The 26,511-nt window shown below is 63.7% G+C and carries 30 protein-coding genes; 21 read left to right on the top strand and 9 right to left on the bottom strand.

All coding sequences use genetic code 11. From position 1 onward, the window contains the following. Nucleotides 1-112 precede the first annotated feature (112 nt). The 8 genes from AC0L20_RS17510 (at nt 113) to AC0L20_RS17475 (ending at nt 6,780) form a co-directional block, all read left to right on the top strand. Nucleotides 113-862, top strand: coding sequence for an ABC transporter ATP-binding protein (locus AC0L20_RS17510; protein ID WP_473290099.1), 750 nt, complete (start codon nt 113-115; stop codon nt 860-862). Further along, nucleotides 859-2,385 (top strand): permease, encoded by a 1,527-nt coding sequence (locus AC0L20_RS17505; protein WP_473290097.1) that lies wholly within the window; start codon nt 859-861, stop codon nt 2,383-2,385. Before AC0L20_RS17510 ends, AC0L20_RS17505 begins: the two co-directional genes overlap by 4 nt. Before the next feature lie 68 nt (nt 2,386-2,453). Beyond that, the gene (locus tag AC0L20_RS17500; RefSeq protein ID WP_354159644.1) at nt 2,454-2,708 is read left to right on the top strand and encodes an AbrB/MazE/SpoVT family DNA-binding domain-containing protein; all 255 of its coding nucleotides are present in this window, start codon (nt 2,454-2,456) and stop codon (nt 2,706-2,708) included. Further along, nucleotides 2,705-3,109, top strand: a complete 405-nt coding sequence (locus AC0L20_RS17495) for a type II toxin-antitoxin system VapC family toxin (protein ID WP_473290094.1) — start codon at nt 2,705-2,707, stop codon at nt 3,107-3,109. The genes AC0L20_RS17500 and AC0L20_RS17495 overlap by 4 nt, the downstream gene beginning before the upstream one ends. A 59-nt stretch (nt 3,110-3,168) precedes the next feature. Then, entirely contained in the window at nt 3,169-3,984 is an 816-nt protein-coding gene (locus AC0L20_RS17490) for an MBL fold metallo-hydrolase (protein WP_473290092.1), read from the top strand. 70 nt (nt 3,985-4,054) lie between these two features. Continuing rightward, nucleotides 4,055-4,999: an EamA family transporter gene (locus AC0L20_RS17485; RefSeq protein ID WP_473290090.1), complete on the top strand. Its 945-nt coding sequence runs from the start codon at nt 4,055-4,057 to the stop codon at nt 4,997-4,999. A 74-nt stretch (nt 5,000-5,073) separates the two neighbouring features. Further along, nucleotides 5,074-5,595: a hypothetical protein gene (locus AC0L20_RS17480; RefSeq protein WP_473290087.1), complete on the top strand. Its 522-nt coding sequence runs from the start codon at nt 5,074-5,076 to the stop codon at nt 5,593-5,595. 117 nt (nt 5,596-5,712) lie between these two features. After that, nucleotides 5,713-6,780, top strand: a complete 1,068-nt coding sequence (locus AC0L20_RS17475; protein ID WP_473290085.1) for an amidohydrolase family protein — start codon at nt 5,713-5,715, stop codon at nt 6,778-6,780. An 80-nt stretch (nt 6,781-6,860) separates the two neighbouring features. Here AC0L20_RS17475 and AC0L20_RS17470 read toward each other — a convergent pair whose 3' ends face one another. Further along, a complete protein-coding gene (locus AC0L20_RS17470; protein WP_473290083.1) occupies nt 6,861-7,316 on the bottom strand; it encodes a cupin domain-containing protein in 456 nt (151 codons plus the stop codon). Nucleotides 7,317-7,551: 235 nt separating this feature from the next. Here AC0L20_RS17470 and AC0L20_RS17465 point away from each other — a divergent pair, with 235 nt between their 5' ends. After that, complete coding sequence (locus AC0L20_RS17465) at nt 7,552-8,106, top strand: hypothetical protein (protein ID WP_473290081.1); 555 nt, start codon at nt 7,552-7,554, stop codon at nt 8,104-8,106. Between the two features lie 43 nt (nt 8,107-8,149). On the opposite strand, the gene AC0L20_RS17460 is transcribed toward AC0L20_RS17465, so the two are convergent. Both AC0L20_RS17460 and pcaB read right to left on the bottom strand, forming a co-directional pair. Then, entirely contained in the window at nt 8,150-9,406 is a 1,257-nt protein-coding gene (locus AC0L20_RS17460) for an aminopeptidase (protein WP_027570071.1), read from the bottom strand. A 113-nt stretch (nt 9,407-9,519) separates the two neighbouring features. Further along, nucleotides 9,520-10,881, bottom strand: coding sequence for a 3-carboxy-cis,cis-muconate cycloisomerase (gene pcaB / locus AC0L20_RS17455; RefSeq protein ID WP_473290078.1), 1,362 nt, complete (start codon nt 10,879-10,881; stop codon nt 9,520-9,522). Nucleotides 10,882-11,265: 384 nt separating this feature from the next. On the opposite strand from pcaB, the gene AC0L20_RS17450 reads away from it, so the two are divergent. Then, nucleotides 11,266-12,825, top strand: a complete 1,560-nt coding sequence (locus AC0L20_RS17450) for a winged helix-turn-helix domain-containing tetratricopeptide repeat protein (protein WP_473290076.1) — start codon at nt 11,266-11,268, stop codon at nt 12,823-12,825. A 47-nt stretch (nt 12,826-12,872) separates the two neighbouring features. On the opposite strand, the gene AC0L20_RS17445 is transcribed toward AC0L20_RS17450, so the two are convergent. Then, nucleotides 12,873-13,295: a GFA family protein gene (locus AC0L20_RS17445; protein WP_027515305.1), complete on the bottom strand. Its 423-nt coding sequence runs from the start codon at nt 13,293-13,295 to the stop codon at nt 12,873-12,875. Nucleotides 13,296-13,522: 227 nt separating this feature from the next. Further along, nucleotides 13,523-14,308, bottom strand: a complete 786-nt coding sequence (gene mddA, locus AC0L20_RS17440; protein WP_027570067.1) for a methanethiol S-methyltransferase — start codon at nt 14,306-14,308, stop codon at nt 13,523-13,525. Nucleotides 14,309-14,442: 134 nt separating this feature from the next. On the opposite strand from mddA, the gene AC0L20_RS17435 reads away from it, so the two are divergent. Then, entirely contained in the window at nt 14,443-15,993 is a 1,551-nt protein-coding gene (locus tag AC0L20_RS17435; protein WP_473290071.1) for a winged helix-turn-helix domain-containing protein, read from the top strand. 7 nt (nt 15,994-16,000) lie between these two features. On the opposite strand, the gene irr is transcribed toward AC0L20_RS17435, so the two are convergent. Next, nucleotides 16,001-16,483, bottom strand: coding sequence for a Fur family transcriptional regulator Irr (gene irr, locus AC0L20_RS17430; RefSeq protein ID WP_473290069.1), 483 nt, complete (start codon nt 16,481-16,483; stop codon nt 16,001-16,003). A gap of 177 nt (nt 16,484-16,660) precedes the next feature. On the opposite strand from irr, the gene AC0L20_RS17425 reads away from it, so the two are divergent. The 5 genes from AC0L20_RS17425 (at nt 16,661) to AC0L20_RS17405 (ending at nt 22,373) form a co-directional block, all read left to right on the top strand. Then, nucleotides 16,661-16,972 carry a hypothetical protein gene (locus tag AC0L20_RS17425; protein WP_027570064.1) on the top strand — a complete coding sequence of 104 codons (312 nt, stop codon included), beginning with the start codon at nt 16,661-16,663 and terminating at the stop codon, nt 16,970-16,972. Nucleotides 16,973-17,189: 217 nt separating this feature from the next. Continuing rightward, entirely contained in the window at nt 17,190-18,740 is a 1,551-nt protein-coding gene (locus AC0L20_RS17420) for an ABC transporter substrate-binding protein (protein ID WP_473290067.1), read from the top strand. A 203-nt stretch (nt 18,741-18,943) separates the two neighbouring features. Beyond that, entirely contained in the window at nt 18,944-19,915 is a 972-nt protein-coding gene (locus AC0L20_RS17415; protein WP_473290063.1) for an ABC transporter permease, read from the top strand. Further along, on the top strand, nt 19,912-20,751 hold the full coding sequence (locus tag AC0L20_RS17410; RefSeq protein ID WP_473290059.1) for an ABC transporter permease: 840 nt from the start codon (nt 19,912-19,914) through the stop codon (nt 20,749-20,751). The genes AC0L20_RS17415 and AC0L20_RS17410 overlap by 4 nt, the downstream gene beginning before the upstream one ends. Nucleotides 20,752-20,753: 2 nt before the next feature. Then, nucleotides 20,754-22,373 (top strand): ABC transporter ATP-binding protein, encoded by a 1,620-nt coding sequence (locus tag AC0L20_RS17405; RefSeq protein ID WP_473290055.1) that lies wholly within the window; start codon nt 20,754-20,756, stop codon nt 22,371-22,373. Between the two features lie 18 nt (nt 22,374-22,391). Here the strand turns inward: AC0L20_RS17405 and AC0L20_RS17400 are convergent, their stop codons facing one another. After that, a complete protein-coding gene (locus AC0L20_RS17400; protein ID WP_473290052.1) occupies nt 22,392-22,661 on the bottom strand; it encodes a hypothetical protein in 270 nt (89 codons plus the stop codon). 343 nt (nt 22,662-23,004) lie between these two features. Between AC0L20_RS17400 and AC0L20_RS17395 the strand changes: the two genes are divergently transcribed. Beyond that, on the top strand, nt 23,005-23,169 hold the full coding sequence (locus AC0L20_RS17395) for a hypothetical protein (protein WP_456766452.1): 165 nt from the start codon (nt 23,005-23,007) through the stop codon (nt 23,167-23,169). Beyond that, nucleotides 23,166-23,375 carry a hypothetical protein gene (locus AC0L20_RS17390; protein WP_027570060.1) on the top strand — a complete coding sequence of 70 codons (210 nt, stop codon included), beginning with the start codon at nt 23,166-23,168 and terminating at the stop codon, nt 23,373-23,375. The genes AC0L20_RS17395 and AC0L20_RS17390 overlap by 4 nt, the downstream gene beginning before the upstream one ends. A 12-nt stretch (nt 23,376-23,387) precedes the next feature. Here AC0L20_RS17390 and AC0L20_RS17385 read toward each other — a convergent pair whose 3' ends face one another. Then, the gene (locus AC0L20_RS17385; protein WP_473290049.1) at nt 23,388-23,678 is read right to left on the bottom strand and encodes a hypothetical protein; all 291 of its coding nucleotides are present in this window, start codon (nt 23,676-23,678) and stop codon (nt 23,388-23,390) included. Between the two features lie 42 nt (nt 23,679-23,720). Beyond that, complete coding sequence (locus AC0L20_RS17380; RefSeq protein WP_473290047.1) at nt 23,721-24,488, bottom strand: ArsR/SmtB family transcription factor; 768 nt, start codon at nt 24,486-24,488, stop codon at nt 23,721-23,723. Between the two features lie 115 nt (nt 24,489-24,603). Here AC0L20_RS17380 and AC0L20_RS17375 point away from each other — a divergent pair, with 115 nt between their 5' ends. The 3 genes from AC0L20_RS17375 to AC0L20_RS17365 all read left to right on the top strand — a co-directional run bounded on the left by AC0L20_RS17375 (nt 24,604) and on the right by AC0L20_RS17365 (nt 26,363). Beyond that, nucleotides 24,604-25,008, top strand: a complete 405-nt coding sequence (locus AC0L20_RS17375) for a RidA family protein (protein WP_473290045.1) — start codon at nt 24,604-24,606, stop codon at nt 25,006-25,008. Nucleotides 25,009-25,093: 85 nt separating this feature from the next. Beyond that, a complete protein-coding gene (locus AC0L20_RS17370) occupies nt 25,094-25,414 on the top strand; it encodes a hypothetical protein (protein WP_007599476.1) in 321 nt (106 codons plus the stop codon). Between the two features lie 223 nt (nt 25,415-25,637). After that, nucleotides 25,638-26,363: an outer membrane protein gene (locus tag AC0L20_RS17365; protein ID WP_027570056.1), complete on the top strand. Its 726-nt coding sequence runs from the start codon at nt 25,638-25,640 to the stop codon at nt 26,361-26,363. Nucleotides 26,364-26,511: the final 148 nt, after the last annotated feature.

The following is a 26,511-nucleotide window of genomic DNA, read 5'->3' as shown; positions in this document are numbered from 1 at the left end:
ACTTGCCATTGGTCCAATCCGGATGACGGAATTTGCGGCAGCGCGATTCACGGTGCCGAAACATCTTCGGGGCATGGTCGCGAGCGATGCAAAACCGCAAGGTGTGGCCGTGATGAAGCGGGACGATTCGGCGCTCGAAGTCATGGGGTTAACGAAGCGTTTTGACCGTCTGGCGGTCGATAACCTCGATCTCACCATCCATGCCGGCGAATTCTATGCGCTGGTCGGCCCCAACGGCGCCGGCAAGACCACCACTTTGCGCATGGTTGCAGGCCTTTTGCGGCCCGATGCGGGCGCAGTCTCCATCTTCGGCATCGATGCGCTCCAGAACCCCGTCGCCGCCAAGCAGGTGATGGCGTGGGTCTCCGACGAGCCCATGATCTATGACAAGCTCACGCCGCTCGAATATCTCGAATTCGTAGCCGGTCTGTGGGGCATCGCACCATCGGCCTCGGAACCGGTCGCCGCGGGTCTTCTGAACTCGCTCGGGCTCGAGCCGCACCGGCACGAACGCTGCGAGGGTTTTTCCAAGGGCATGCGCCAGAAGGTCGCCCTCGCCGGCGCACTGGTGCACGATCCCCGCCTCATCATCCTCGACGAGCCGCTAACGGGACTGGATGCCGTCTCCGCCCGCCATGTCAAGGGACTCCTGAGCGAGCGCGTCCGTGCCGGCTGCACCGTCATCATGACCACGCATATCCTCGAGGTCGCCGAACGCATGGCCGACCGCATCGGCGTGATCGCAGCCGGGCGCCTGGTTGCCGAGGGCACGCTGACCGAGCTGCGCCAGCAAAACGGGCACGCCGATACTAGCCTGGAAGATCTCTTCATCGCGCTGGTGACGCTGCAGGAAGCCGCATGAGCTCGGCCACCGCGCTGTCCTGGTTCGCCCGCCACGAGCTCCGGCTCGCCTGGCGCGAATGGCTCGCCATGATGACCGGCGGGCGGCGCAAACGAACGCGCGCCGCGGTGATCGGACTGCTGTTCTTCGCGGCGCTGCTGCATGTGCCGGCCTGGGCGGTGATCGGCCGCTTCGCCGACCTGCAACTACCGCTCGACAAATCCTCCCTGATCGTGATTTCGGCAACGATTTTTCTCGCCTGGACGCTGATGCTGTCGCAGGCCATCGAATCGGTGACGCGGGTGTTCTACGCACGCGCCGATCTCGACCTCATCATGTCCTCACCCGCGACGCTGGCCAATCTGTTCTCGGTGCGCATCGCCGCGATCGCGCTCACCGTCACGGTGATGGCGATGCTGTTCTCGACGCCCTTTATCGACGTGCTGGTGTTCGGGGGCGGCGCGCGCTGGCTCGCGGCGTTCGGCGTCGTCGTCGCCATGGGCCTGTCGGCCGCAGCGATCGCGATCGCCGTCACCATCCTGCTGTTCCGCCTGATCGGTCCGGCACGGACACGGTTCGTCGCCCAGATCCTCGCCGCGATCATCGGCGCCGGCTTCGTGATCGCGCTCCAGGTCGCGGCGATCATGTCCTACGGCACGCTGTCGCGCTTCACCATCCTGACCTCGGATAGCCTGGCCGCTTACGCGCCCGATGCCGACAGCATCTGGTGGTGGCCGGCGCGGGCGGCGATGGGGGACGCCGAAGCGCTGCTGCTGCTCCTGGCACTCGGGCTCGTGCTGCTCGGAAGCGTCATGGCGATCTTCTCGGGCCGCTTTGCAGACACGGCGATCGATGCCGCCGCCTATGGCGCGTCCGGCCGTCGCAGCGCGAAGGAGCGCCCGTTCCGCGGCGGATCGCGGCAGCATGCCCTGCGGCGCAAGGAATTTTCGCTGCTCTGGCGCGATCCCTGGCTGATCTCGCAGACGCTGATGCAGCTGCTCTATCTGGTGCCACCGGCGCTGCTGCTCTGGCGCAACTTTGCCGACAGCTCCGCGGCACTCACGCTGATCACCCCCGTCATCGTCATGGCGGCCGGACAACTCGCCGGCGGGCTTGCCTGGCTGACGATCTCGGGCGAGGACGCGCCCGACCTGGTTGCGACCGCGCCATTGACGCCGTCCAGCGTCATCCGCGCCAAGATCGAGGTGGTGCTGATCGCGATCGGCGTCATCTTCTGTCCGCTGATCGCGGCGCTCGCTTTCGCCTCGGCGTTCCAGGCCGCGGTCAGCGCCGGTGCGGTCATCGTCAGCGCGGCCTCCGCCACCGCAATCCAGCTCTGGTTCCGGGTGCAGGCCCGGCGCAGCCAATTCCGCCGACGCCAGACCTCGTCGCGGCTTGCGACATTTGCCGAGGCGTTCTCCTCGATCGGCTGGGCTGCCAGCGCCGCGCTGGTGCTCACGCTGCCCATCGTCGGTCTCGTCAGCGGCCTGATCACCGCGGGCCTCGTCGCCATCACCTGGAAGTTCAGCCCAAGGCGGGAATGAAGGCTGCCTGCCTTGAAAGTAAGGATAAATTGCCTTACCTATCAAGGTCTCAGTATTGAGGGATCCCCATGAGCACGCTCACGGTCACGGCAAAGGGGCAGGTTACGCTACGGAAAGACCTCCTGGAGCACCTCGGTGTACATCCCGGCGACAAGATTTCGATAGAAAAGCTTCCTGGCGGGCGAGTTGAGGTGAGAGCAGTTCGGCCCACCGGAGAGATTTCGGATGCCTTCGGCTTTCTGAAGGGAAAGACGAACGGTCGATCGCTCTCGATCGAGGAGATGAATGCGGTCATTGCTGACGGCTGGGCCGGCAAGCGATGAAAATCACACCCGACACCAACGTCCTGGTACGGGTGCTGGTCGAAGATGATGCTCAACAGAGCAAGGTGGCCGAAGCCCTCCTCGAGAACGCGGACCTCATAGCCATCTCGATCCCCGCATTATGTGAGTTAACTTGGGTCCTCTCACGAGGCTACAAAACCTCTGCTGGAGATATCGCGGCTTCGATCCGGCAGTTGATCAATGCATCCAATGTCGTCGTCAACCGGCCCATAGCTGAGGCTGGATTAGCGCTCCTCGAGGCCGGGGGTGACTTTGCCGATGGCGTCATCGCCCACGAAGGCAACTGGCTTGGGGCCGATACTTTCGTGTCGTTCGACAAAGCGGCCGTGAAACTGATCAAAGCAAGCGGTGGAATGGCGCGGCTCGCCGGCACCACATGACGCGAGGATAATTCGTAGATACACTCATCAGATCGTCGATAAGCGCCGGACGGTTCCTGATGTCTCGATTATTGCTGACGGTCTGTGCGCTTCTCGGTTGGCTGGTAACATCTGCCCTCGCACAGCAATCGCCTCAGCGCAGCGAATGCCTGGCGATGGCGAATGCGGCGCCGCGCGTCATGTCGGTCGCCTTCAGGCAGGCGGCGACCGCAGCCGAGGTCGAGATCACCTATGCCGGCCATTCCACCTATTTCATCGACACGCCCGGCGGCTTGCGCATCGCCACCGACTATAGCGGGGCCTACCAAGTGGGACGGCTGCCCGATGTCGTCACCATGAACCGGGCCCACAGCACGCACTACTCTTTATATCCCGACAAGCGCATTCCTCGTGTGCTGCATGGCTGGGGCGAGGACGGCAAGCCGGCCATCGTGTCGGAGCGCATCGGCGACACCTTCATCCGCAACGTCACCACCGACATCCGCCGCTATTTCGGCGACGATTCCGGCTCCGACATGATCCGCGACGGCAACTCCATCTTCATCTTCGAGGTCGCAGGCCTCTGCATCGGCCATCTCGGCCATCTTCACCACAAGCTCGACGACAGCCACTTTGCCCAAATCGGACGGCTCGACATCGTGATGGTGCCGATCGACGGCACCTACACCATGTCGCTCGACGGCGTCTCGGAGATCACCAAGCGGCTGCGCGCCTCGGTCGTGCTGCCGATGCACCGCTTCGCCACCCCGCTCGACGATTTCATGCAACGCATCGGCCAGCAGTTCGAGATCGACCGGCGCATGGAACGAAGTTTCCGGATGTCTCGGGATGCGTTGCCGTCGAAGCCGACGGTGATCATCCTCGACGGGGTGTGACGCACCAAGCCGGAACGCATGAGCCTCCTCCGACTTGGTTGCTTCGAGATCAGTTACGATCGGAGCAATCATGAGCAGAAGGTTGCTGGTCATAGGCTCATTTGCGGCCATTTACCTGCTGTGGGGTTCCACCTACTTCGCCATCACTTTGGGCCTGAAATCGATTCCGCCATTTCTCCTGATGGCACTACGTTCGTTCTGTGGCGGCATCTTGTTGCTGGCCATGAGTGCCGGTGAGATCGCGAACGTATCCGCGCAGGCATGGATAAGGGCGAGCCTGTGCGGACTCCTGTTCTTTGTCGGTTGCCACGGCGTACTCGCCTTCGCGCAGCAATCGGTTCCTTCGGGCGTCGCGGCCATCGTGCTGGCCACGATCCCGTTCTGGATCCTGCTGATCGATGTCTTATTCCCCCGCGATCAGCGACCGAAGCCCCTTGCCCTGCTCGCTCTTGTGCCGGGCTTCTTCGGCGTCGGACTCGTGGCGTGGCAAAACGTCGAGCAGGCCGGCATCAGCATCCTTCCCGTCGTCTGGCTTCTGGCTGCGGCCTTGTCATGGTCGGCCGGGACTGTCTTGTCCCGGAGCATGTCGAGCCAGGTATCCGCTATCCTGCTTTCGGGCATCCAGCTTTCGATCGGCGGCACCGTGTTGTTCGCGATCAGTTGGCTGACAGGCGAGATCGGAAACTTCAGGCCGAGCGAGGTTTCGCTGACCTCGCTTGCAGCGGCGCTTTGGCTGATCATCGCTGGCAGCGTGATCGGATTCGTTGCCTACAACTGGCTTCTGGAAAACGTCTCGACCTCGTTGGTGTCGACCTACACTTTCGTCAACCCGGTGATCGCTGTGCTGCTCGGCACCGTCGTGCTGAACGAGCCATTTTCGCGCGTGATGCTGCTTGGTGCGGGTCTCGTCATAGTCTCCGTCATCGTCATTTGGCTCGCGGAACGCTCGACGAGCCGACCAACGAACGAAAAGCCTAATCCTGGCATAGGGCATCTGTCGCCCAACAAGACTTGACGGCGGCGACGCGCAATTTTCTCCAAGTCGGCTGCCGCCCGGTCGTGCTGATCTCCTCGCAACAGGAGATCGACATGACCGACTTTGCGAGATTATTGCACGCGGACGGACCGCACCCCGAGCACGCGGCGGCGCTCCAGCTTTACGGCCGCTTCGTCGGCGATTGGGACGCCGAGATCACCGCCCACGGAGCCGATGGAACGAAACACACCGCGCCCGGCGAAATCCATTTCGGCTGGGTGCTGGAGGGCCGCGCCGTGCAGGACGTCTGGATCATTCCGCGCCCGGCCGGCGGCCCGGCCTTGCCGATCGCCGGCAATTGGTACGGCACGACGCTGCGGGTCTACGATCCGACCATCCATGCCTGGCGGATTTCCTGGTTCGATCCCGGTCGCTGCATATTCCGCCAGCAGATCGGCCGTCCACGCGATGCCGACATCGTGCAGGAAGGCACGACCGAAGCCGGCGACCTGACGCGCTGGAGTTTTACGGAAATCACAGAGGATTTCTTCCATTGGCTCGGCGAGGTCAAGCCGGCCACCGCAACCGATTGGCGGCTGGTGGTCGATGTGAGGGCGAAGCGCCGCAACGGTTGACGACGGCGCTGCTGTGCCCGCGATGCCGGGTGCGGTTGCGCAACGCGCGCTGCTGCGTGCGATGACGAGGTGCTAGGCTCCCCGAACAAGAAGCCTTCATAAGGGGAGCGAACACCGATGGCCGCAAGCGGTCTGCCCGCCAACACGAGCGGGCTATTCGTCGAGCCGCGCGAGGACTGGCTTGCGCTGCATCAGGAGGAGATCATCGATCCCTTACGGCCGATCGTCGATCCCCATCACCATCTCTGGAATCGCGGGCACCGCTATCTGATCGAGGAGATGGCGGCCGATATCGCCTCCGGCCACAACGTCATCGCCACGGTCTATGTCGATTGCCGCTCGATGTATCGAGCGCACGGGCCCGAGGCGTTCCGGCCGGTGGGCGAAGTCGAGTTCGCCAATGGCGTCGCCGCGATGAGCGCCAGCGGCGGTTACGGCAAGGCCGCGATTTGCGCCGGCATCGTCAGCCACGTCAATTTGCTGCTCGGCGATGCCGCACAACCGGTGTTGGAGGCCGAGATCGCGGCGGGCAACGGTCGCTTCCGCGGCATCCGGCATTCCTCGGCCTGGGACCCGGATCCTGCTGTCGCCGGCATGTATGCGAACCGGCCACAGGGATTGCTGCAGGACCCGACCTTCCGCAAGGGCTTCGCCTGCCTCGCGCCGCTGAACCTGAGCTTCGATGCCTGGCTGTTCCATCCGCAGATCGGCGAGCTGACCGAGCTCGCCCGCGCATTTCCCGACACCAGGATAGTGCTCGACCATTGCGGCGGCCCAGCCGGAATCGGCCGCTTTGCCGGGCGACGCGAGGAGGTGTTTGCGCAATGGCGGGCGTCGATCCAGGAGATCGCCAAATGCGAGAACGTGGCGGTGAAGCTCGGTGGGCTCGCGATGTGCCTGCTCGGCTACGACTTCCATTTGCGCGAGAGACCGCCGTCATCCGAGGAGCTTGCCGCGGCGTGGCGGCCTTACGTCGAGGCCTGCATCGAGGCGTTTGGACCCGGGCGCGCAATGTTCGAGAGCAATTTCCCACCGGACAAGGGCCAGTGCAGCTACCAGGTGATCTTCAACGCGTTCAAGCGTATCGCCGCACCCTTGAGCGAGACAGAGAAGACGGCGTTATTCTCGCAGACCGCGAGCAATTTCTACCGGCTCGATTTGCCTTTAAAGGGATTGGCGCCATGACGAGAACAGGGGCCGGGATGTTGATCCCGGCCCCTGTTCCGTCGTGACCGCTGGGAAGCGTCCTTGAAACTGATTGAACTCTAACCGGCGCCCATCAGCGAGGCCGGGCGGCGCTCGCCGGTGGAGACAAGCATCTTCTTGAGCTTGTTGACGACGCGGATCAGGAAGCCGATCATCACGGGATTGGTCTTGCGGCAGAACGCGATCTTCTTGACGTGGCCTTCGACATGCCATTTGGCGTGCGCGCCGTTACGGAAGAAAATGACGTCGCCCGGGCCGTAGCGCTTCGGCGGCATGCCGTCGCTTTCGAGCACGATCGATCCTTCCATGATCATGATCGTCTCGTCGATATCGTAGTACCAGTTGAAGCGCCCTTCGGTGCAGGCCCAGATGATGGTCGAAGCGGTGCCGTCGGCGCTGGTGGACAGGATGTGCGAGCGCGACACCGGATTGCCTTCGATGATCCAGGAAGGCTCGATCGGCCGCAGCTCAAGCTCTACATTGCAACTACTGATTTCAATCAATGTGCGCGACATCTGTTCCCCCAGGGGATAAAATATGATCCGCCGGGTCTCGGCCCGGATTGTTCAAAGATGGCGGGAACGCTAGTAGCCGGTTTTTAATTCTTTCTTACGCAGGGCCCGACAATCAGCCGCAAGTTGCAGACGCGAAACGGTTAACGTCCCAATTTCCCTGCAATTTCGCGCACATGAACCCCTCTTTCCCGGGGTGCGACAAAGTGCGCGGAGCTATCTGAAAGGAGCCATACCGATGCCCCTCACCCCGGAGGTTCTCGCAGCTCAAGGCGAGGTCGTCGCCTGGCTCGGCAGCCTTGATGTCTCCTTCGCAACCGACGAGGAGCCCTGGTTCACCGTCGACGGAATCGAAAGCCCCTGGCAGATCGGCAGTGACGGCTCCGGCGGCGCGTTCGTGCTGCTGCCGTCTCAGAACGTGCTCTACGTCTCATCGGAAGGCCGCGCGGGAATCATCGCGGAGAGCTTCGAGGCTTTCGTCCAGCTCGTCGTGGCGCGCCCCTATTGGCTCGACATCCTCAAATTTTCCGCCGGCGGTGACCTCCATGAGATGCGGCGGGCGGCCGACGCGCTGGAGGCGACACTCGAGGACGAGGACGACGTCAACGAGGCCCGCGAGCAAATCCGCGGGGGTCTCGACCTTCCTGAGGCGAATGATCCGGTCGGTGCGCTCTACGACGCGGTGGCGGCCTCCGACGCCATCGTGCGGGCTACCGACGGCAGCCCGTTCACGACGCTGTTCAACCGCTTCAGCATCGACAACAGCCCGATGCTGCGCAACGCGGCGGCATGAATGGAAGTCTTACGCTTGCCCCCGCCTTCGGGATCGTACGCGCTTACTTCGCCCATTCGCCCTTGCGAAACACCGGCACTTTGCTGCCATCGGCGAGAATGCCGTCGATGTCGGTCTCGGCCGAGCCGATCATCCAGTCGATATGGATCAGGCTCTGGTTGCCGCCTTGCGCCGCGATCTGCTGCGGCGTGAGCTGGGCGCCGTTGACGAAGCACTTCGAGTAGCATTGGCCGAGCGCGATGTGCGAGGCCGCGTTCTCGTCGAACAGCGTGTTGTAGAACAATAATCCACTCTGCGAGATCGGAGAGGAATGCGGCACCAGGGCCACCTCGCCGAGACGGCGCGCGCCCTCGTCGGTGTCGAGCACCTTGTTCAGTACCTCCTCGCCGCGCGAAGCCTTGGCGTCGACGATCCTGCCGTCCTCGAAGCGCACCGCGATGTTGTCGATCAGCGTGCCCTGGTACGACAGCGGCTTCGAGCTCACGACATGGCCGTAGACGCGCCGGCAATGCGGCGTGGTGAAGACTTCTTCGGTAGGAATGTTGGCGTTGCAGCTGATGCCGTTCTTGGAGAGCGAGGCGCCGCCCTCCCATTCATGGCCGTCGGCGAGCCCGATGGTGAGGTCGGTGCCCGGTCCCGAGTACTGGAGCGCGCGGAAACGCTGGCCGTTGAGCCAGTTGGTGCGCTCGCGCAGCACCGCGTTGTGGCTCGCCCAATTGGCCGGCGCGTCCTCGCGATCGACGCGGGACGCCGCGAAGATCGCGTCTGCGAGCTTGCCGATCGCGACCTCTTCAGGATCGTTCGGAAAGACCTGCTTCGCCCAGGACGGGCTCGGATAGGCAATGATGTTCCAGTTGGTGTCGAAATTGACAATCTTCTCCAGCGCCGGCTGATAGGCCATGGAATTGGCCTTGCTGGCGCGCGCGACCTTGGATGCATCTTCGCCCGACAGCAGCATCGGATTGTCGCCGACGATGGCGAGACGCGCGGTGTTGTTCGAGAACGCCTTGGCCATGCCCTCGTAGAGCCAGTTGGCGGCGCGATCGAAGCTGTCGTCGTGGCCGTGGCGGTAGCGCGCCAGCGTCATCTCTTCGTCGGAGAGAATGGGCGTCACGATGCCGGCGCCCGCCTTGTAGGCATGCACGGCGATCCGCCGCACCAGCGGCAACGCGATCGCAGGCGCCGTCAAGAGCAGATCCTGGCCGGGCCGCAAGCCCAGGCCCACCTTCACCGCCACCTCGGCCAGCCGGTCGAGCTTCACGGGATCGATGGGAGTGGAGGTGATGCGTTGATCAGTCATGCCGAATCCTCTGCCGAACGTCTCTCGCTCAATCTAAGTCTAGCATCGCTAGACACAAGTGCGCGAGTGCCTTGCGACACCCCAAAGATACGCAGTTTCGCGCATTTTGGTTTTCAACGCGTTGCCGATTTCAGCACCCGGTCGACCATGGCGGGAGCAAGGCCGAGGTAATTTTTCGGTGATGTCAGCCCCTCGATCGTGGCACGATCGATTCTGGCAGAGACACGGGAATCGGACGACAGTGCGTCCGCCAATGTCAGACCTTTCTCATTGGCGAGCCGGCAGGCGTCATAGACCACGTCATGGGCCTCCTGCCGCCCGATCTGCGGCGCGAGCCCCATCATGACGGCTTCAGCCACGATCAGACCGCGGCTGACGGCGAGATTCTCGTTCATCTTGCTTTCGTCCACGATGAGGCCGGCGAGCGCGAACTTCGCCTGGTGCAACGCGCCGGCGGTCAGCACGAAGCTCTCGGGGATCGCCATCCATTCGGCGTGCCAGGGCCCGGTGGCGCGCTCGAAATCCTGCACCATGGCATCCAGCATGAGGCCGGCGTGCTGGCGCACCGCCTTGGATGCCGCAAGCATCAGTTCCGAGGAGATCGGGTTGCGCTTCTGAGGCATGGTCGAGGAAGCTCCACGTCCCTTGACGAAGGGCTCGTAGACCTCGGCGAATTCGGTCGAGGCCATGATCATGACGTCGAGCGCGATCTTGCCGAGCGAGCCGGTGACGAGCGCCAGGAAATTCACCGCCTCGGCAAAACCGTCGCGTGCGACGTGCCAGGTCGAGGCGGGAACGCCGAGCTTCAGTTCGGCGCAGAGCGCTTCCTGCACCTCGAACCCCTTGTCGCCGAGTGAGGCCAGCGTGCCGGCGGCGCCGGCGAACTGGCCGACCAGAACGCGCGGCTTCAATTCACTGAGGCGCTCGGCGTGGCGGTCGAACATCGCGAGCCAGATCGCGGTCTTGTAGCCGAAGGTGACCGGCAGCGCCTGCTGGAGATGGGTGCGGCCCGCCATCGGCGTGTCGCGGTAGCGCTTCGAGAGGTCGGCGAGGATTGTGCGCAGCGCGGCGATGTCCTGTTCGACGATCTCGAGGCCTGCGCGCAGTTGCAGCACCACGGCGGTGTCCATGATGTCCTGCGTGGTCGCGCCCCAATGCACATAGCGGCCGGCATCGCCGCATTGCTTCACCATCTGATGCACGAGCGGCAGGATCGGATAGCCGACGACATCGGTCTCCTGCCGCAACAGGTCGAAATCCAGCGCGACAACATCGGTCCGCGCCGCGATCTGATCGGCCGCATCCTGCGGAATCACCCCGCACTTCGCTTCCGCTTTCGCCAGTGCCACCTCGACCTCGGCATAGCGCGCGACCGTCGCGATATCGGAAAACACCTCCCGCATCTGCGGTGTGCCGAAGGCATCGCGGAACAGCATGGAATCGAGCACGGTGGTCGAGGGATGAAAAGCGGGCATGGGCGTTTCTTTGTTGTTGGTGTTGTGTGAGGGCAGCTTACGCACACGGAACTGTTCGGCAATGGACATTCACCGTTCGTCAAGTTTTCAGACGTCTAAACTGTCGCCTCCGTCATCCTGACGTGCGAGGCTTCGCTACGGCGCCTCAGGGTGACGGTGATAAACTGTGCGCTCAGCAAGATCAGGTCCAGCGAGGAGACTGGGACGATCCGGCCGAACCGGCCACGTTCTAATCCAGGTTGCATTCCTCCCCGTAAACTGCATGCCTGCCATCACGCGATCGTGGTGAACCGGGTAGGCTCCTCGGTGGACTCACAGACATCAGCCGAAATCCGTTTTGCTTTCATCATTGCCCGATGTTGCCTTGAGGTCTGAGTTTTCGACGTGCAGTTTCTGTTCCGGGATCACCTGCTCGATACCGACTTGCGCGAGCTGAGCCGCGAGCAGGTTCCCGTTGCCGTGGAGCCGCAGGTCTTCGATCTCGTTGTCCACCTCATGGAGAATCGCGACCGGGTGGTCAGCAAGGACGAGCTGATCGACAAGATCTGGCACGGGCGCAGCGTCTCCGAATCCACTCTGACCAGCCGGATCAATGCGGCACGCAAGGCGGTCGGCGACACCGGCGCGAGCCAGGCGCTGATCCGTACCATCTCGCGCAAGGGTTTTCGTTTCGTCGGCGACGTCGAGACCAAGCGTGGAGCGGCCGCGCCGGACTCCGATTTCGGAGCGAAGCTTCTGCAGGCCCCGCTGCCTCTACCGGACCGGCCGGCGATCGCGGTGCTGCCCTTCACCAACATGAGCGGCGACCTCGATCAGGATTATTTCTCCGACGGGATCAGCGAGGACATCATCACCGCGCTGTCGAAGCTGCGCTGGTTCTTCGTCATCGCGCGCAACTCCTCCTTCGTCTACAAAGGCCGCGCGGTGCACATGAACGAGGTCGCGCGCGAGCTCGGCGTGCGCTACGTGCTCGAAGGCAGCGTGCGGCGGAGCGGCGATCGCGTGCGCATCTCCGCACAGCTCAACGATGTCTCGACCGGCAGCCATCTCTGGGCCGAACGTTACGACCGCGAACTTGCCGACATCTTCGCGGTGCAGGACGAGATCACCGAGGCGATCGTCGCCGCGATCGAGCCGCAGCTCTATACCGCCGAGAGTTTTCGCGCCCAGCAGAAGCCGCCGGGAAGCCTGGATGCCTGGGACCTCGTGATGCGCGCATTGTCGCATTACTGGCGCATCACCCGCGAGGACAATGCCGCCGCGCAAGGACTGCTCGAAAAGGCCGTCGCGCTCGATCCCGCCTATGGCAAGGCGCTCGGCCTGCTCGCGACCAGCCACATCTTCGGCGCGCATATGGGCTGGTCTGAGATGGCCGCGACCGTGCCGGTCGCCGAGCGCGCCGCGCTCGCGGCGGTGGAGGCCGATCGTGAGGATGCCTGGGCCCATCACGGCCTGGCATACACTTATTTATTCCGCCGCCGCTTCGACGACGCACTGGCGGAATTCGAGCTGGCGCTGAACCTCAATCCGAACTTTGCGATGGCGCACGCCTTCTACGGCGTGACGCTGTGTTACGCGGGACGATGGCAGAACGGCGATGTCGCGGCGCGCCGCGCGCTGCGGCTGAGCCCGCGCGACCCGCTCGCGGCGATCTATTGCGGCGTCGCGGCCTATGCCCGGTTCATCGGCCGCGATTACGAAGGCGCCGCACAGATGGCGCGCGAGTCGATGCGGCAGCGCGCCGATTTCGTCGGCGCGCATCGCGTGCTGACGGCCGCCACCGGAATGTCGGGAGATCCCGCGCGCGCGGCTTCCGCCCTGGAAGGCTTGCGCCGCGCCCAACCCGGCATCTCGCTCGCCTGGATCACGCGCGAGCTGCCGATGCTGCGGGACGAGGATCGCGAGCATTATCTCGAGGGATTGCGGCGCGCGGGGATGACATAGCGAATCTCTCCTCTCCCCGCTTGCGGGGAGAGGAGAGAAGAAGCGCATCACTCCTGCATCATCTCGCCGCTGCCGCCGAATTCGGCCGGGAAATCCTTGAGCTTGGGCAGGCCGTCGCGCATTGGCAGCACGGTCTCGGCGTAATTGACGTGGACGCCGGGCGCGAAGGCGAGCGTGGGGATGGTGGCGGTGAAGACGTCGACCAGGCCGAGCGGCGGATGGTTGGTCATGAGATGGCCGCCGCACTTCTTGCAATATTTGCGCTGGCTGAGCGGCGTCTTCGCAAAGGTCTCGACATTCTGAGCACCTTCGGTGATGCGCACGGCTTCGGGCTTCCAAAGGCTGAAGGCGTTCACCGGACCGCCCGACCACGAGCGGCACGAGCTGCAATGGCAATAGCCCATCGCCTCCGGCGCACCTGTGACCTCGATCGTGACCGCGCCACAGAAGCAGTTTCCGACATGTTTCATTGGGTCGTCTCCGTTGGTGAAGGTTTGAATTTCTCCTACCGCTCCTTTTTGCCGACAATTCGGCAAAGGCGGATGCGGGATCGCGACGAGCTTTGCTCGCACTGATAGCGCAGGGTGAGGGGATTCACCCCGAGAAACATTGGAGGTTGCGTCCGGCAAGCTCCGATACGCGCCTCGGCGCCGCCGCGCGTCCTCCTTTCGGGGGACGCGACGGAAAGACGCGCAAGCTATACCGACTTGCGCCAGGGAATAAGCATCGACACCCGTTGTTTGTACTGCCGGTACTCGTCGCCGAAGAGATCGATGAGGTCGTGCTCCTCCAGCGCGATGCCGACGAAGATGTAGAGCGTGGTCACGGCGGCGAACAGCAGATGGCCCGCAGTCATGACCGGCGCCGCCCAGAACGCGATGATGAAGCCGAGATAGATCGGATGACGGACGAACTTGTAGAGCAGCGGCGTCTTGAATCGCGGCGGCGACGCCTCCTTGCCGACGAGATGATTGGTCACCTGATGCAAGCCGAACAACTCGAAGTGATTGATGATGAAGGTCGAGGTGAACACCAGGACCCAGCCCACCAGCGACAGCGTGACGATCGTCACAGCAAGATCCGGGTTCGCGACGTCCCATACGACCGTGGGCAGCGGACGCCACTGCCAGAACAGGAGGAGCAATGACAGGCTCGCAAACAGCACATAGGTGCTGCGCTCGACCGGCTTGGGGACGTACTGCGTCCACCATGCCTTGAATTGCCGGCGCGCCATCACGCTGTGCTGGACCGCAAACAGGGCCATCAGGAGCAGATTGATGATGACGGCCTCGGCCACGGGCGTGTCGGTCCCGGTGTCGATGGTCTTCGGCACCACCAGCCCCATGACGAAGCCGATGGCGTAGAGAATGGTGACGAAAAACACGAGATACGCCGCAATTCCGTACAGAAATGCGATGAACTTGAAAATGCGTGAGCCCGCAACCGGGCCGATAGGATGAACCTGATGATCAATTTGGGTCATAAACAGCTCCGTTGTGCCAAAACGCCGGCACTTCATTGGTCGCTGCACCATGCCGCACCGGAGGTCTCAAGACTTTCGCGGACGGTTGATTTTCGCCTGAGACGACTTTGATTTTTGCTTGAGACGACAGAAACGTGCGATTTCGCTTTGAAAACAACGTGCTCGACGGCGACCTGCGGGAACTCACCTGCAGCGGCGCCGCCGTGCCGTTGCAGCCGCAGGTGTTCGATCTCCTGCTCTATCTGGTCGCGCAGCGCACCCGTGTGGTCAGCAAGGATGACCTGATCAGCCAGATCTGGAGCGATCGGATCATCTCTGATTCCGCCCTGAACAGCCGTATCAACGCCGCGCGCAAGGCGCTCGGCGACGACGGTGCGAGCCAGCGGCTGATCAAGACCATTCCGCGCAAGGGCTTTCGTTTCGTCGGCGAAGTCCGGGAAGAAGTGGCAGCCGCAACTGCGCCCGCGCAACCCGTCGCTGTCCTGCCGCGCGCCCTGGCGGACCGTCCGGCGGTCGCAGTGCTCGCTTTCGAGAACATGAGCGGCGATCCCGCACAGGACTATTTTGGCGACGGCATCAGCGAGGACATCCTCACCGCGCTGTCGAAGCAGCGCTGGTTCATGGTGATCGCCCGCAACTCGTCCTTCACCTACAAGGGCCGCGCGGTCCACATCCGGCAGATCGCCGAGGAACTCGGCGTCCGCTACGTCGTCGAAGGCAGCGTGCGCAAGTCGGACAACCGGGTACGCATCACCGCGCAGCTCAACGACGCCACGACGGGCAGCCATCTCTGGGCCGAGCGCTACGACCGCGAGCTGGTCGACGTGTTCGCCGTGCAGGACGAAATCACCAACGCGATCGCCGCGGCGATCGAGCCGCAGATTCATGCGGCGGAAAGTTTTCGCGCCCATCGCAAGCCCCCCGCGAGCCTGGATGCCTGGGATCTCCTGATGCGGGCGCTGTCGCATTACTGGCGCGTGACGCGGCGGGATCACGAGACCGCGCGGGCGCTGCTGGAACGCGCGGTCGGAATCGATCCGAACTACGGCCAGGCGCTGTCGGTGCTCGCGGCGAACCACATGTTCGGCGTGCATCTCGGCTGGGCCGAGCTTGCGCTGGTGGCGCCGGTGGCGGAAGCCGCCGCGCTCGCCGCGGTGCGCTGCGATCACGAGGATGCCTGGGCGCACGCCGCGCTCGGCAGCGTCTGCTTCTCGACGCGAAGGCTTGCAGACGCACTGTCCGAGTTCGAGCAGGCGCTCGCGCTCAATCCGAACTTCTCGCTGGCGCAGGGCTATTACGCACTGGCGCTGTCCTATGCCGGACGACCGAAGGATTCATTCGAGGCAGCGCAGAGGGCCATGCGGCTCTCGCCGCGCGATCCATCCCTGGCGATCTATCACGGCATCGCCGGCTATGCCCGCTTCACCGAGCGGCGCTATGGCGAGGCCATCGCGCTCGCGCGCGAGGCGATCCGCCACCGCGGCGACCTCACCGGCGCCTACCGCGTGCTGGCGGTTTCTGCCGGCATGACCGGCGACGGCGTGCTTGCGGAGATGGCGCTGGGCGAGCTCCGCCGCACCCAGCCCAATATCTCGCTGCACTGGATTTCGACGCAATTGCCGTGGGCCAGTGAGGCCGACCGCGAGCACTATCTGGAAGGATTCCGGCGGGCGGGCTTGCGCTAGACGATCCTCATGCCGGGTCTGCGTCGCGCTTCCGGCGCAGATGGACGACGACGTCGAGCCGCGCGATCTCGTGGCCCGGAAGCGCCTCGGGTATCCTGGTGAAGGTCAGGCCGTCGGTGACGTCGACCAGCACATCCTCGCCTTCGAGGTAGAAATGCGGATGCACGGACGTATCGGTGTCGAAGAACGACTTAATGCCGTCGGCCGCGATCCGGCGCAACAGGCCGGCTTCGGTGAACTGGTTCAGCGTGTTGTAGACGGTCGCAAGCGACAGCCGCAGATTGGCGGCGGTGGCTTCTTCATAAAGCCCCTCCGCTGTCACATGACGATGGGGGCAGAGGAACAGCATTTGACCGAGCGCCAGACGGTGGCGCGTCAGCCTGAGGCCGGCATCGCCGAGCAATTGCGCGCAACGTGCCGACGCCTCGTCCGCGAAGGAGATGGCGATATCGTCTGAATCCGCTTCGGGTGGGGTGGAATGGACGTTCATCGCCGATGCACTCGCAGTTGACCGGGCACGCGGGGCTTCACGCGTCCTGCCATCAGATCGCAGAAGCGGCAGCCCGGCTTTGATCCCGATCAAATCCGGAGCGAGCCCGCGTCTGACCTACCGCAAGGCGGCCCGGTTTATTCCCGGCCAGAATAGCCTGACAACAATGAGGCTCACATGTCCAAGCCGGTTCCCGACAAGGCAGAGATCGCGCTCGAATATCCCGACAAGTTCTATGTCGGCACCTTCGGGCATTCATCGCGGTTCGAGGCACGTCTCGACGGCAGCGGCGTTGCGCTGGTGCTGCAGCATCCGGGGACGGCGGAGGAACGCAAATCGGTGCACCTGCACCTCAATTTCGGCCTGCTCGCCGGAATCCTGCGCGAGCTCGCGGGCAGTGTCGCGGCCATCCCCAAGGACGACATCGCGCACCGGGAGCAACTCGCGGATGCGCTTGCCGAGTTGCAACGGGTGCTGCGGCCCTCCTGAGCCGTGCGGCGCGGCGGCGCCGGTTTGGCCGTCAAACGCCATAACAGGACGCGCTGTACATTTTTTGTGCGAACACTGTCGAGACTTTCATCTTGCGGCGCCGAACGAGACTGTGTGAGCCTCGATCCCGGATGGGGACTGGGATGGGCCGGCCATAGCTTTGCGCGCCATGACGTGCGAAGCGTTTGCGGCTGGTCTCGCTTGAGAAAGATACGACATGTCAAAACGAGTGTTGCTTGGTGTCCTCCTGGCTTGCGGTCTCGCGGCCCCGGCGCTGGCGCAAGAGCCGAAAGCGGGTGGAGCGATCAATGCCGTGATTCAGCCCGAGCCGCCCGGCCTGATGCTGGCGATGGTCCAGAACGGCCCGGTGCAGATGGTGTCGGGCAACATTTTCGAAGGCCTGCTTCGCTACAGCCCCAAGCTCGAACCGCAGCCAGAGCTCGCCGAGAGCTGGAGTGTCAGCGAGGACGCAAAAACCTACACGTTCAAGCTCAGGAAGGGCGTGACCTGGCATGACGGCAAGCCCTTCACCGCCGCCGACGTGCTGTTCTCGCTCGAGATGCTGAAACAGACGCATGCGCGCGCCCGCAACAACCTCGCGCAGGTCGACAAGGTCGAGGCTCCCGATGACTACACGGTGGTGTTCACGCTGAAGCAGCCGTTCGGTCCGTTCCTCGGCATCTTCGAGGTCGGCTCGATGCCGATGGTGCCGAAGCATCTCTATGAGGGCACCGACTGGAAGACCAATCCCTACAATAACGCCCCTGTCGGCACCGGCCCCTTCATGTTCAAGGAATGGCAGAAGGGCTCTTTCATCCGCCTGGTCAAGAACCCGAACTATTACGAGAAGGGCAAGCCTTATCTCGACGAGATCTACTGGCAGATCATTCCCGACGCTGCGGCGCGCTCGGTGGCGTATGAGACCGGCAAGGTCGACGTGCTGCCCGGCGGCTCGGTCGAGAATTTCGACGTGCCGCGGCTGTCCAAGCTGAAGGACACCTGCGTCACCGGCGCCGGCTGGGAGTTCTTCTCGCCGCTGGCCTGGCTGTGGCTCAACAACCGCCAGGGTCCGCTCGCCGACAAGCGGGTGCGGCAGGCGGTCATGTTTGCGATCGACCGCGAGTTCGCCAAGGACGTGATCTGGAACGGGCTTGGCAAGGTCGCGACCGGCCCGTCGGCCTCGACCATCAAATACTACACCGGCGACGTGCCGAAATACCCTTACGATCCCGCCAAGGCCAAGGCGCTGCTGAAGGAAGCCGGCTACAAGGGCGAGAAGATCCGCCTTCTGCCGCTCGCCTATGGCGAGACCTGGCAGCGCTGGGGTGAAGCCGTGAAGCAGAACCTCCAGGACGTCGGCATGAACATCGAGACCATCGCCACCGACGTTGCCGGCGGCAACCAGAAGATCGGCGACTGGGACTACGACATCGCTTTCACCTATCTCTACCAATACGGCGACCCCGCACTCGGCGTCGGCCGCAACTACGTCTCGAGCGCCATCGCCAAGGGCCAGGTGTTCAACAACGTCGAGGGTTACTCCAACCCGGAAATCGACAAGCTGTTCGCCGACGGCGCGGTGGCAACGCCCGACTCCAAGCGCAAGGAGATCTACGAGAAGGCGCAGAAGATCCTGGTCGAGGACGTGCCGGTGGCCTGGATGCTCGAGCTGCAATTCCCGACCATCATGCGCTGCAAGGTCAAGAACCTGATCACCACCGGGATCGGGGTCAATGACGGCTTCAAGGACGCATGGCTCGACAAGTGAGGGTGTGGCTTCCTTCACCTCTCCCCGCCTGCGGGGAGAGGTCGACGCGCTCGCAGAGCGCGGCGGGTGAGGGGGTACAGATCCATCGACATTCTCGCACGTCGAGAGAGGCCCCTCACCCCAACCCTCTCCCCGCAAGAGCGGGGCGAGGGAGCGCACTGCCCCGGCGGCTTCAGGTCACGCTCCAAGATATGATCCTCTAGATGCTCTCCTTTGTCGCTCAGCGTATCGCGAAGGGCGTGATCGTCCTGCTCGCGATCGTCCTCCTCAATTTCTTCCTGATCCGGCTCGCGCCCGGCGATCCCGCCGTCGTGATGGCGGGCGAGGCCGGCGCCAGCGACCAGATTTTCGTCCAGCAGCTCAGGGAGAAGTTCGGCCTGGACAAGCCGCTGCCTGAGCAGCTCTTCATCTACGTCAAGGGCATTGCTACCCTCGACCTCGGCTTCTCCTTCCGCCAGCAGGCACCGGTCGCGAAGCTGATCGGCGAGCGGCTGCCCGCGACATTGCTGCTGACGCTGACGGCGTTTGCGATCTCGCTCGTGCTCGGCGTTCTCTTCGGCACCTTCGCCGCGCGCTTTGCCGGAACCTTTCTCGACACCGCGATCACCGTCTTCGCCCTTATATTCTACGCAATGCCGATCTTCTGGGTGGCGCTGATGGGCATCCTGCTGTTTTCGGTCACCATGGATTGGCTGCCGAGCTTCGGCTACGAGACCGTCGGCGCCAACCTCACCGGCTTCGCTCATGCCGTCGATGTGGCAAAGCACCTGATCATGCCGGCGATGACGCTCGGTCTGTTCTTCATGGCGACCTATACCCGCATGACGCGCGCCTCGATGCTGGAGGTGAAGCGTCTCGACTTCGTCAAGACGGCGCGCGCGAAGGGTCTGTCCGACGCCGTGATCCAGCGCCGTCATGTGCTGCGTAATGCGCTGCTCCCCGTCGTGACGCTCGCCGGCGTCCACTCCGGCACCCTGATCGGCGGCGCCGTCATCACCGAGACCGTGTTCGCCTGGCCCGGCATCGGACGCTTGATGTACGACGCCCTGCTGCAGCGCGACTACAATCTGCTGCTCGGCGTCTTCGTGATCTGCTCCGCCATGGTCCTGATCTTCAACCTCATTACCGACCTGGTCTATCGCCTGGTCGACCCGCGCATCGAATTCACCACATGAAACAGTTCTGGAAATCGATGATGAGGAGCCCGAGCGGCGTCATCGGGCTGATCATCCTGCTGCTTGCGATCTCGGTCGCCTTGTTCGGTCCAATGCTGTTCCCGAACTCGCCCTGGCGCATGGTTCAGCGGCCGTTCCTGCCGCCGTTCACGCTCGCGACCGTGCCGCTCGGCACCGACGCGCTCGGCCGCGACGTGTTCGCCGGCATGATCTTTGGCGCACGCGTCTCCCTGCTGGTCGGCATGGTCTCCACCCTGGTGGCGCTGGTCGTCGGCGTTCCCATTGGCGCCATGGCCGGCTATTTCGGCGGCAGGGTCGACGACGCCCTGATGCGCTTTACCGAGTTCTTCCAGACCATTCCGAGCTTTGCGCTCGCGATCGTGCTGGTCGCGATCCTGCAGCCCTCGATCTATTCGATCGTCGCCTCGATTGCGCTGGTAAGCTGGCCGCCGGTCGCGCGCCTCGTCCGCGGCGAGGTGCTGTCGCTGCGCACGCGGGAGTACGTCCAGGCCGCGGTGGTCACGGGCCAGAGCAACACCTGGATCATCCTGCGCGAAATCCTGCCGAACACGTTGTCGCCGGTGATCGTGCTGGCCTCGCTGATGGTGGCGACCGCGATCCTGCTGGAATCCTCGCTGGCGTTCCTCGGCCTCGGCGATCCCAATCTGATCTCCTGGGGTTATATGGTCGGTGCCGGCCGTACCGTGATCCGCCAGGCCTGGTGGATCACCGTGTTTCCCGGCGTCGCGATCCTGATCTCGGTGCTCGGCCTCAATCTGATCGGCGAAGGCCTCAACGACGCGCTCAATCCACGGCTGTCGCGAGAGGGCCGCTGATCATGACCGCACCGCCCGCCATCTCCATCAAGAACTTGCGGATCGCGTTGCCCAAGGGGGCGGAACGGCCGTTCGCGGTCGATGGCGTCTCGCTCGATTTGAGGCCCGGCAAGATCGTCTGCGTCGTCGGCGAATCCGGCTCCGGGAAATCGATGTGCGCGCATGCGCTGATGGGCCTGTTGCCTGACACGGTCACCGTCACCTCCGGCGAGATCCAGTTCGAAGGCCGCGACCTGCTCAAGCTCGACGACGATGGCTGGCGCGATCTGCGCGGCCGCCGGCTTGCGATGATTTTTCAGGAGCCGATGACCGCGCTCAATCCGTTGATGCGGATCGGCGACCAGATGGCGGAGATGTTCGAGGCGCACGGCCTGCTCACGCCGAAGGAGCGGCGCGCCAAGGCGCTGTCGTTGGCGCGCGAGGTCGGCCTGCCCGACCCCGAGCGCATCGTACGCGCCTATCCGCACCAGCTCTCCGGCGGCCAGCGCCAGCGCGCCATGATCGCGATGGCGCTCGCGCTCGAACCGGCGGTGCTGGTCGCGGACGAGCCGACAACCGCGCTCGACGTCACCACGCAAGCACAGATCCTGAAACTGATCCGCAACCTCCAGCGCAATCGCAACATGGCGGTGATGTTCATCACCCATGATTTCGGCGTGGTCGCCGACATCGCCGACCAGGTCGTCGTGTTGCGCCATGGCAAGGTGGTCGAGGAAGGCCCCGCCTCGGCGGTCTTCAACGCGCCGCAGCACGACTACACCAAGGCGCTGCTCGCCGCCGTACCCTCGATGGACCCGCCCGCCCGCAGCCCCCTCGACGACCAGGCCAAGGCGGTCGAGGTGATCGGACTGGACAAGACCTACGTCACCTCGGGCGGCTGGTTTCGCGAGGACCGCCGCGTCGATGCCGCGCGCGAAGTCAACTTCACGATTCTCAAGGGCGAGACGCTCGGCCTGGTCGGCGAATCTGGTTCCGGCAAATCGTCGGTGGCCCGGCTGGTGATGCGGCTGATCGAGGCCGATCGCGGCACCGTGCGGATCGGCGAGACCGATCTCACAAAGCTCGCGGGCAAGGCGCTACGCGCCGAGCGTCATCGCATCCAGATAATCTTCCAGGATCCGTTCGCTTCGCTCAATCCGCGCCGCAAGGTCGGTCATATCATTGCCGACGGCCCGATCGCGGCCGGCACCGATCCGAAAGTCGCGTTCGACCGCGCCCGCGATCTCCTCAAGATGGTCGGCCTCGATGCCGGCGCACTCGAGCGCTATCCGCATGAATTCTCCGGCGGCCAGCGCCAGCGCATCGGCATTGCGCGCGCCCTCGCGCTCGAGCCCGAGATCATCGTCGCCGACGAGGCCGTCTCCGCGCTCGACGTCTCCGTGCAGGCGCAAGTCCTGCGGCTGCTCGAAGACCTCAAGGCCCGCCTCGGCCTCTCGATGCTGTTCATCACCCACGATCTACGCGTTGCCGCCCAGATCTGTGACCGCATCGCCGTCATGCAGCGCGGCGTCATCGTCGAGCTGAAGCCGACCGCGCAGCTGTTCGCAGCGCCCGAACATCCCTATACGCGCGAGCTGCTCGGGGCAGTGCCCGGGCAGAGAGCGCGCGCGCCGACGGCTTAAGTCAGCCGATCGCCGTTTCTACTTCGGTCGGGGATTCGTGTTGTTCCAGGTGGGGACTGAGTTTGTTACGCCGACGGAGGGCTGGTTGGACGTTCCGACCGACGGCGCTGTCACGGTCCCCACGGTCTGCCCGGAACTTCCGATAGTCCCTTGCTGTACCGGCGCTCCGGTGCGTCCGCTCGTGCTGCCTGGTGTACCTGTCGCCGACGTCTGTGCGTTGACAGCGAGTGGCGCTGCGGCCAATCCGAGAGCAATGAGTGCAGCAATCGAGTGTTTCGTTGTTGTCATGGCTGATCCTTTCGGGCGGTCTCTCAATCGCAATGCCGTTTGTCAGGCGCCCGTGCATTGAGTGATCTTACAACTCCGCGCGCGAGGAAATGTGCCGCAATGCGCTCACACCGCAGGGCTCAACTCGTCATCACGATGCTGCGAAGCGGTCACGGCCGAACAGATGCGCCGCGAGATCGACGCATCACTGAAGGTATCCCGCTCCACTCCAGGAACGGAATACTCACGGGCTTTTTATCCCTCGTGACCGCCCGCACGGCTGCAAAGCCGAAGCCGGCACCCCACATCCGCATGAAATGATTTCCATCATGTGATGATGGATTGAGAATCGATTGGAGCCGACATGGGCCAGGTTATTGAGTTTGTCTCGAAATCCGAGCGTGAGCGCATTCGCCTCATCCAGGAAGCGCGCGCGATCTACGACAGCATCTTCCCGCCGGCTGATCCGGTGAGCGAACGATCGAGCGGGGCCTCCGCGCATCGCAGCGACGGAGGCAACCTCGCGTGATCAAGATCATCGCCGTGCTCTGCAACCTCGCCTCTCCAGCGAACTGTCATGAGCAAACCGTCACCACGTCCGACTTCGCCGACGTCTCGATGCAATCGTGCCTGATGGGTGCGCCACAGCTCGCCGAATGGATGAACCAGCATCCGGCCGAGCGTCTCGCCGGATGGCGCTGCGTGATCGGCCAACAGGTCGGCCGGGGAATTTAGGATCGGGCGCGCCTATCGGATGGGCGGGTTGGTGTTGTTCCAGGTCGGGACTGCGTTGGTCACGCCGACCGACGGCCAATTATACGTGCCGATCGACGGCGCCGTGACCGTCCCGACCGACTGTCCGCTCGACCCGTAGGCTCTGGGCTCTGCTGCCAACGATCCGGCGCTCCCATAGCCCGGAGCCACCACGCCGGTGCTGTAAGATCGGCTTGACCGGTGCTTCTTGGCTTCAGCCGCGAACGGCGCGGCAAGCAGCCCGATGGTGACGAGGGCGGCAATGGCGGGTTTGATGCTTGTCATGGCTGATCACTTCATTCTGCGGCCCCCTGGGCATCTGTTCATTCAGCGGCGGATTTCCATGGGCACCCCATTCATAACTTCGTGCGCGGGCGAAGGTGCCGCGGACCGGTCGCCGTTACCGCTCAGATCGATGCCGAATGTCTTGCGAAAACCGATTTGCCCGGCTGGGGTGACGTGCACGATCCGCGTGTCGCGATCCCGTCTCAGCCAGCCGCGCTCCAGGCAGCAACGTTGAATCTCTGCGCCGACGTGACCGGCGACGTGAAAGCGACGCTCGCTCCAGTCCAGGCATGGGCGGCAGAAGATTCGCCTGCTTCCGGATTTCGGCTCCAGCACTGCGCCGAACGCGGAGAGGAAATGCGTTCCGGAGTCCGTTACCTCTCCGCCGTCTTCGGTGAGCACGACGTGCGCTTTGGCGACGAGGGCGTCGGCGATGGCGACGCCGAGATAGCCGGCCAGATGGTCGTAGCAGGTGCGCGCAAAGCGAAGTTGATCGTCGGCGATCGAGCGTGACTGGTGGCGCCCCGGAACCTCGATGGCGGCGACGGCCTTGATGCTCTCCAGCATCCTGGCCACCAAAGGAGACGCGATGCGGTAATAGCGATTGCGACGTTTCTGCGTCACGATGAGCAGCCGCGCCCCGACCAGCTTGCCGAGATGTCCGCTTGCCGTCGACCTCGATATTCGCGCGCGCGCCGCCAGTTCGCTCGCGGTCAGGGCCTGCCCGCCCATCAGCGCCGCCAGCATCGTGGCCCGCGCGGTATCGCCGACCAGTGCCGCCACCTCGACCATGTTTGCCGCTGCGACCATGGAGAAAGCGTATCGCGACCGTCCCGGCACGACAACGGTGATGGTTTGGCCGCGGCCGAACCATTGGATGCCGAGCGCGCTCTACCGTGGCTCCGACACGATCCGGAGACGCCGCATGAAACGCATCCGCGTGGAGCCGATATCGACCTATCTGGAGCGCCGCCGCAGAGGCCCGATCTATCCGGTCGTCGTCGTCGAAGGCCTCGTCTATCTATCGGGCCTGCCGCCATTCGACCCCGAAACGGGCGAGGTCAGAGCGCTACCGTTCGAGCGGCAGGCCGAGATCGTGCTCGACCAGATGAAATGCTGCCTTGAAGCCGCGGGGTCGTCGCTGGCGGAGGTCATCAAGTGCAATGTCTATTGCACGCCCGATCCCGCGCATTTCGCCACGTTCAACGAGGTCTATGCCCGTTACTTCCAGGACTGTTCACCGGCGCGCATCTTCCTGCACGTTCCGTCGTGGCCTGGGCCATTTGACATCGAGGTCGATTGCGTCGCGCTGGCCAGACGACATGGATGAGGTCAGGGGTGGATTGCCTCGCCTTCGGATGGACCCGAATCAGCGCTAGTGCATTCACCTCATCGACTTCGCGTATTGAGGCGACATGACCGGTCCCGAACTGAAGCAACTCCGCAACGATCTCTCGGACGTCCTGGAGCGCAAGCTCACCGCGGCCGACATGGCCCGGCTTTGCGGATTGCCGGAGAAGGGCGGCGCCGACACCATCCGACGCTGGGAAGTGAGCGGCCCGACACCGTCGGCGACCAAGGTGCTGCGCGTGCTCGCGATGGCGAGCGAGCGCTATCCGATCCTGGAGAAGTTCGACGTCTTCGATCGTCATGACGTGCGCGAGGAAGACCGGCCCGCAAAGCGCGCTGCATTCCGCGAACAGATGCGCGATGAGGCGCGGCGCCGTCTTGGTTAACGAGATGCGCACGCAAGTTACCGGGACAGCGCCGAGTTAAGCCTTCCTTCACCACTTCTTAAGCCGACATTAAGCACGAAAATCATTTACAGCCCAATAAGTTAGCTTGGCTGCCGCTGTGCCACGGATGTGACAGCATTTTCGTCAAAAGCGAGCTATCTGCAGAACCAACGACGGCGCGGAAAGCGCGCCTGCCGGGGACCTAAGTGTTGGAGTTTGGACGATGAAGAAGATTCTGTTTGCAACCGTTGCGCTGCTCGTGGTGGGCGCTGCCGCACCGGCGGTTGGTGCCGATCTCGGTAACCGCAATTACTATAAGGCGCCCGCGCCCGCTTATGCCGCGCCGATCTACAACTGGACCGGCTTCTATATCGGCGGCCATGTTGGCGGCGCGTTCTCCAGCGACAACAATTTCAGCGGCCTCTCCACAGGTAACAACGGCAACGGCCGTTTCCTCGGCGGCCTGCAGGCCGGTGCGGACTGGCAGTTCAACCCGAACTTCGTTGTCGGCGTCGAAGGCCAATACTCCTGGCTCTCCGGCAGCGTCGGAGCGGTGTTCCCGGGCGGCGTCGCCTACACCAACGACCAGCGTGGTCTCGGCTCGATCACCGGCCGCGTCGGCTACACCTGGGGCCCGGGCCTGCTCTATGTGAAGGGCGGCTATGCCTACTCCGACAACAACGAGAAGGTCACTGTCGGCGGCGTGCCGGCGGCCTTCGTCATCACGGGCGATCATCGCAACGGCTACACCGTCGGCGCCGGCCTCGAATACATGTTCGCCCCGAACTGGTCGGCCAAGGCCGAGTACCAGTACTACAATTTCGGCGACGCGCACTTCACCGGTGGTCCGCTGGCGGGCACCGGCAACTTCACCACCGACGACCACACCATCAAGGCGGGCGTCAACTACCGCTTCAACTGGGCCAACTCGGCGGTCGCGCGCTACTGAACGGTTATCAAAACCTTATCATGATGAAGGGCCGGCATCGTTGCCGGCCCTTCTTTTTTCGCTGTGCGGAACTCGCACAACCGATTGACCAACTTGCGATTTTTTAACCTGGCCCGAGGATACTCCGCGGCGAAAACATAAAGATCAC

The organism is Bradyrhizobium sp. Kon58 (genome assembly GCF_055807455.1).
Note: the sequence above shows the minus strand (reverse complement) of the source record. Positions and strands in the feature narration are given on the sequence as shown.

Bases quoted from the DNA above. Each gene is read 5' to 3' on its own strand.
- AC0L20_RS17510 (WP_473290099.1), top strand. From the start codon at position 113: ATGAAGCGGGACGATTCGGCGCTCGAAGTCATGGGGTTAACGAAGCGT.
- AC0L20_RS17505 (WP_473290097.1), top strand. From the start codon at position 859: ATGAGCTCGGCCACCGCGCTGTCCTGGTTCGCCCGCCACGAGCTCCGG.
- AC0L20_RS17500 (WP_354159644.1), top strand. From the start codon at position 2,454: ATGAGCACGCTCACGGTCACGGCAAAGGGGCAGGTTACGCTACGGAAA.
- AC0L20_RS17495 (WP_473290094.1), top strand. From the start codon at position 2,705: ATGAAAATCACACCCGACACCAACGTCCTGGTACGGGTGCTGGTCGAA.
- AC0L20_RS17490 (WP_473290092.1), top strand. From the start codon at position 3,169: ATGTCTCGATTATTGCTGACGGTCTGTGCGCTTCTCGGTTGGCTGGTA.
- AC0L20_RS17485 (WP_473290090.1), top strand. From the start codon at position 4,055: ATGAGCAGAAGGTTGCTGGTCATAGGCTCATTTGCGGCCATTTACCTG.
- AC0L20_RS17480 (WP_473290087.1), top strand. From the start codon at position 5,074: ATGACCGACTTTGCGAGATTATTGCACGCGGACGGACCGCACCCCGAG.
- AC0L20_RS17475 (WP_473290085.1), top strand. From the start codon at position 5,713: ATGGCCGCAAGCGGTCTGCCCGCCAACACGAGCGGGCTATTCGTCGAG.
- AC0L20_RS17470 (WP_473290083.1), bottom strand. From the start codon at position 7,316: ATGTCGCGCACATTGATTGAAATCAGTAGTTGCAATGTAGAGCTTGAG.
- AC0L20_RS17465 (WP_473290081.1), top strand. From the start codon at position 7,552: ATGCCCCTCACCCCGGAGGTTCTCGCAGCTCAAGGCGAGGTCGTCGCC.
- AC0L20_RS17460 (WP_027570071.1), bottom strand. From the start codon at position 9,406: ATGACTGATCAACGCATCACCTCCACTCCCATCGATCCCGTGAAGCTC.
- pcaB (WP_473290078.1), bottom strand. From the start codon at position 10,881: ATGCCCGCTTTTCATCCCTCGACCACCGTGCTCGATTCCATGCTGTTC.
- AC0L20_RS17445 (WP_027515305.1), bottom strand. From the start codon at position 13,295: ATGAAACATGTCGGAAACTGCTTCTGTGGCGCGGTCACGATCGAGGTC.
- mddA (WP_027570067.1), bottom strand. From the start codon at position 14,308: ATGACCCAAATTGATCATCAGGTTCATCCTATCGGCCCGGTTGCGGGC.
- irr (WP_473290069.1), bottom strand. From the start codon at position 16,483: ATGAACGTCCATTCCACCCCACCCGAAGCGGATTCAGACGATATCGCC.
- AC0L20_RS17425 (WP_027570064.1), top strand. From the start codon at position 16,661: ATGTCCAAGCCGGTTCCCGACAAGGCAGAGATCGCGCTCGAATATCCC.
- AC0L20_RS17420 (WP_473290067.1), top strand. From the start codon at position 17,190: ATGTCAAAACGAGTGTTGCTTGGTGTCCTCCTGGCTTGCGGTCTCGCG.
- AC0L20_RS17415 (WP_473290063.1), top strand. From the start codon at position 18,944: ATGCTCTCCTTTGTCGCTCAGCGTATCGCGAAGGGCGTGATCGTCCTG.
- AC0L20_RS17410 (WP_473290059.1), top strand. From the start codon at position 19,912: ATGAAACAGTTCTGGAAATCGATGATGAGGAGCCCGAGCGGCGTCATC.
- AC0L20_RS17405 (WP_473290055.1), top strand. From the start codon at position 20,754: ATGACCGCACCGCCCGCCATCTCCATCAAGAACTTGCGGATCGCGTTG.
- AC0L20_RS17400 (WP_473290052.1), bottom strand. From the start codon at position 22,661: ATGACAACAACGAAACACTCGATTGCTGCACTCATTGCTCTCGGATTG.
- AC0L20_RS17395 (WP_456766452.1), top strand. From the start codon at position 23,005: ATGGGCCAGGTTATTGAGTTTGTCTCGAAATCCGAGCGTGAGCGCATT.
- AC0L20_RS17385 (WP_473290049.1), bottom strand. From the start codon at position 23,678: ATGACAAGCATCAAACCCGCCATTGCCGCCCTCGTCACCATCGGGCTG.
- AC0L20_RS17380 (WP_473290047.1), bottom strand. From the start codon at position 24,488: ATGGTCGCAGCGGCAAACATGGTCGAGGTGGCGGCACTGGTCGGCGAT.
- AC0L20_RS17375 (WP_473290045.1), top strand. From the start codon at position 24,604: ATGAAACGCATCCGCGTGGAGCCGATATCGACCTATCTGGAGCGCCGC.
- AC0L20_RS17370 (WP_007599476.1), top strand. From the start codon at position 25,094: ATGACCGGTCCCGAACTGAAGCAACTCCGCAACGATCTCTCGGACGTC.
- AC0L20_RS17365 (WP_027570056.1), top strand. From the start codon at position 25,638: ATGAAGAAGATTCTGTTTGCAACCGTTGCGCTGCTCGTGGTGGGCGCT.